This window comes from Mesorhizobium sp. M7A.F.Ca.CA.001.10.2.1, assembly GCF_003998575.1.
In the GTDB taxonomy this organism is placed as follows: domain Bacteria; phylum Pseudomonadota; class Alphaproteobacteria; order Rhizobiales; family Rhizobiaceae; genus Mesorhizobium.
On the sequence record NZ_RZQY01000612.1, the window covers coordinates 1 to 3,730 of the forward strand.

Sequence of the window (3,730 nt, forward strand, 5' to 3'; positions counted from 1 at the left end):
CGCTCAGGCTGCGCATCCGCGACCAGCCGGCGCCGCCGCTCTATTCGGTCAGCCGCGGCACCAAGGTGCGTGTCTTCGCCGCTTTGCCGGTGGCCGTCGACGGCAAGGTCGCCGGCGTCGTCTATGTGTCGCGGACGCCCAACAACATCATCAAGCATCTCTATGGCGAACGCGGCAAGGTGACGTTGGCGGCGATTGCCATTCTCGGCGGCACGCTGCTCATCGGCCTCATCTTCCTGCGCACCGTCAGCCGGCCGATCTATGCGCTGATCGACCGCACCGAGCGCATCGCCGCCGGCGACCGCGCGGCGATCAGGCCGCTCGACCATCACGGCACGCGAGAGATGGCGGAGCTTTCCGCCGCCTTCCTCGACATGGCCGAAAAACTGCAGGCGCGTTCCGACAGCATCCAGACGTTCGCCACCCATGTCTCGCACGAACTCAAATCGCCGCTGACAGCGATCCAGGGCGCAGCCGAATTGCTGCGCGATTCCGGTGGCGCGATGGACGATACGGAGCGGCGGCGTTTCTCCAACAATATCGTCACCGATGCGGGACGGCTCAATCTGCTGGTTCGCCGCCTGCTTGACATGGCGCGCGCCGAAAACCTGGCGCCGAGCGGCGAAAGCACATCGATCGGTGCGGCGCTGGCGCTGCTTCCCGTAGACAACAGGCTGGCGGTTAGCATCGGGGCCGGCGGCGACATCAGATTGCACATATCGGCCGAGAACGCGGCTATCGTGCTGGCCAATCTCATCGACAATTCGGCCAGGCACGGCGCGACACAGGTTTCTGTCTCCGCTACGAGCGCCGACGGCAAGGCGAGCCTCCTGGTCAGTGACGACGGCGCCGGTATTTCGCCGAGCAACCGGGCGCGCATTTTCGAGCCGTTTTTCACCACGCGGCGCGAACAGGGCGGCACCGGCATGGGGCTCGGCATCGTGCTGGCCCTCCTGAAAGCGCATGATGGTATGATCGCGCTGGTTGACAGCGAACGCGGCACGCGCTTCGAGATCATTCTGCCGGTGGCGTGAAGGACACCATCGGCCGGATCGGAGAGAACATGCGCTACGACATCGTCATCATCGGCGGAGCCATCGTCGGCTCCTCGGTCGCCTATTACCTGCGTGAGCAAGGGTTTTCCGGCACGATCGCGCTGGTCGAGCGTGATCCGCAATTCGCGCATGCGGCAACGACGCTGTCCATGGCCTCGATCCGCCAGCAATTCTCGATCCCGGAAAACATCCGCCTGTCGCAGTTCACGCTGAAACTGTTTCGGCGGCTGAAGGAAGAGTTCGGGGACGACGCCGATATCGGCTTTCGCGAGGGCGGCTACCTCATCCTTGCCGGCGAGGACGGCTTGCCGATCCTCAAGAGCAATCACGAGGCGCAGATCGCGGAGGGCGCCGACATCGTGCTGGAGGATGCCGCCCAGCTTACGCGCCGGTTCCCGTGGCTGTCGACCGAGGGCATTTCAGCCGGCGCCTATGGCCGCACCGGCGAAGGCTGGTTCGACGCGCATGCGATGCTGACGCTGTTCCGCAAGGCGCTGCGGCAGAAGAAAGTCGATTTCATCGCCGCCGATGTCACCGGCATCGCGCGCGATGGCAACCGCGTCACCGGAGTGAGCCTCGGCAATGGCGAGACGCTGGAGGCTGGCATCGTCGTCAACGCCGCCGGCCCGAACGCCGGCAAGGTGGCTGCCATGGCCGGGCTTGAGCTGCCGGTCGAGCCGCGCAAGCGCAATGTCTTCGTCTTCGAGGCGCGCGAGAAATATGCCGACATGCCGCTGCTGGTCGATCCCTCCGGCATCTATGTCCGTCCGGAAGGCTCGGTCTACCTCACCGGCGGCGCCGAACCGGAGGAAGGCGACCGCGCACCCGACCCCGGCGACTTCGAGGTAAACTGGCCGCTGTTCGAAGAGGTGATCTGGCCGGTGCTGGCGACCCGCATTCCCGCCTTCGAGGCGATCAAGCCGACCCGCGCCTGGGCCGGCCACTACGACTACAACACGCTCGACCAGAACGCGGTGATCGGTCCGCATCCCGAAGTCGGCAATTTCATCTTCGCCAACGGATTCTCCGGCCACGGCCTGCAGCAGGCGCCGGCGGTCGGCAAGGCGCTGGCCGAACTGATCGTTCATGGCGGCTATCGCACGGTGGATTGTTCGGCGTTTGGCTATGGTCGAGTCGCGGAAGGGCGGGCGTTCCGGGAATTGAACGTGATTTGAGCGTTGGCGTTTCCTTCTCCCCCTGTGGGAGAAGGTGTCGCCGAAGGCGACGGATGAGGGGTGTTCCAGGGAACGCCAACGCCTCACTCCGCTGGAACACCCCTCATCCGTCTCGGCGCTGCGCGCCGATCCACCTTCTCCCACAGGGGGAGAAGGCAAGGCGCGCTTCTCTCGTTCCCCAACCAGAGAGATCTCAGCCCTTGCGGTCGAACCAGAATGCATCCGCCATGCGCTTCATGCCGATACGTTCGTAGAAGCCGACGGCGTCGGGCATGGAGATCAGGCTGATGGCGACCGACGGTCCAAGCTGCCGGCGCGCCTCGTCCATCAGGCCCTTGCCGATGCCGAGCCCCTGTGCCGATCGGGAAACGGCGAGTTCGGAGATGTAGCAGACCCAGGAGAAGTCGGTGATGCCTCTGATCACGCCGACCAGCGGCTTGCCTTCGACGTCGAGACGCGCGGTCAGCACCAGATTGGCGCCCGACAGCATCGCCCGCAGGCGTGCTTCATCATCGACCGGCCGTGTCTCGCCGAGGCCGGATTCGACCAGCACACGCCGGAATTCGGCGATGTCGAGCGCGGGTTCACGCGCATAGAGGACGTGTGCGTTTTCTGCCATGGCCGCCAGACTGCACCATCGGGCTGGCTTGTGCCACTGTGCACGAACAGTTGCCTTTTATTTGCTGCCGGCTTTGTGTAAACCGTGCCTCAGCAATCCCCCCGCAACGAAAACACGGGCAAAAGCCATGGAAAAGTTCACCAAGCTCACCGGCGTCGCCGCTCCGATGCCGATCGTCAATGTCGACACCGACATGATCATCCCGAAGGATTACCTCAAGACGATCAAGCGCACCGGGCTCGGCACCGGCCTGTTCGCCGAAATGCGCTACAAGGATGACGGCTCGGAAAATCCGGATTTCGTGCTCAACAAGCCGGCCTACCGCAAGGCGCAGATCCTGGTTGCCGGCGACAATTTCGGCTGCGGTTCCAGCCGCGAGCACGCACCATGGGCGCTGCTCGACTTCGGCATTCGCTGCGTCATCTCGACCTCGTTCGCCGACATTTTCTACAACAACTGCTTCAAGAACGGCATTTTGCCGATCACCGTCAGCCCCGAGGATCTCGAGAAGCTGATGGATGACGCCTCGCGCGGTTCCAATGCCACAGTGTCGGTCGACCTCGAAGCCAAGGAAATCCGCGGTCCCGACGGCGGTGTCGTCACCTTCGACCTCGACGACTTCAAGCGGCACTGCCTGCTCAACGGTCTCGACGACATCGGCCTGACCATGGAGAAGGCCGGCGCCATCGCGTCGTTCGAGAAGCGGAACGCCGAACAGCGCCCCTGGGCCTGAGTCGCAGGATCTGACCCGGCCGCCACAGGCCGGGTTCGTGGCGGCGAACGGAGGGACAGTCATGACACGTTTGCTTCTTGCCGGCGTTTGCGGGCTGGCCTTGTTGCTAGGGCAAACCGTGAGCGCGTTCGCGCAGACACAGGCACCC

4 protein-coding genes are annotated in these 3,730 nt (G+C 64.2%); 3 read left to right on the forward strand and 1 reads right to left on the reverse strand.

The window, feature by feature from the left end:
* On the forward strand, positions 1-1,034 hold a 1,034-nt coding region (locus tag EN964_RS28375), incomplete at its 5' end, for a HAMP domain-containing sensor histidine kinase (protein WP_164776044.1).
* A 29-nt stretch (positions 1,035-1,063) separates the two neighbouring features.
* Complete coding sequence (locus EN964_RS28380) at positions 1,064-2,230, forward strand: FAD-binding oxidoreductase (RefSeq protein WP_127271325.1); 1,167 nt, start codon at positions 1,064-1,066, stop codon at positions 2,228-2,230.
* A 193-nt stretch (positions 2,231-2,423) separates the two neighbouring features.
* Here the strand turns inward: EN964_RS28380 and EN964_RS28385 are convergent, their stop codons facing one another.
* Positions 2,424-2,849 carry a GNAT family N-acetyltransferase gene (locus tag EN964_RS28385; RefSeq protein ID WP_127271072.1) on the reverse strand — a complete coding sequence of 142 codons (426 nt, stop codon included), beginning with the start codon at positions 2,847-2,849 and terminating at the stop codon, positions 2,424-2,426.
* A gap of 127 nt (positions 2,850-2,976) precedes the next feature.
* Here EN964_RS28385 and leuD point away from each other — a divergent pair, with 127 nt between their 5' ends.
* Entirely contained in the window at positions 2,977-3,582 is a 606-nt protein-coding gene (gene leuD / locus EN964_RS28390; protein ID WP_023810900.1) for a 3-isopropylmalate dehydratase small subunit, read from the forward strand.
* Positions 3,583-3,730 lie beyond the last annotated feature (148 nt).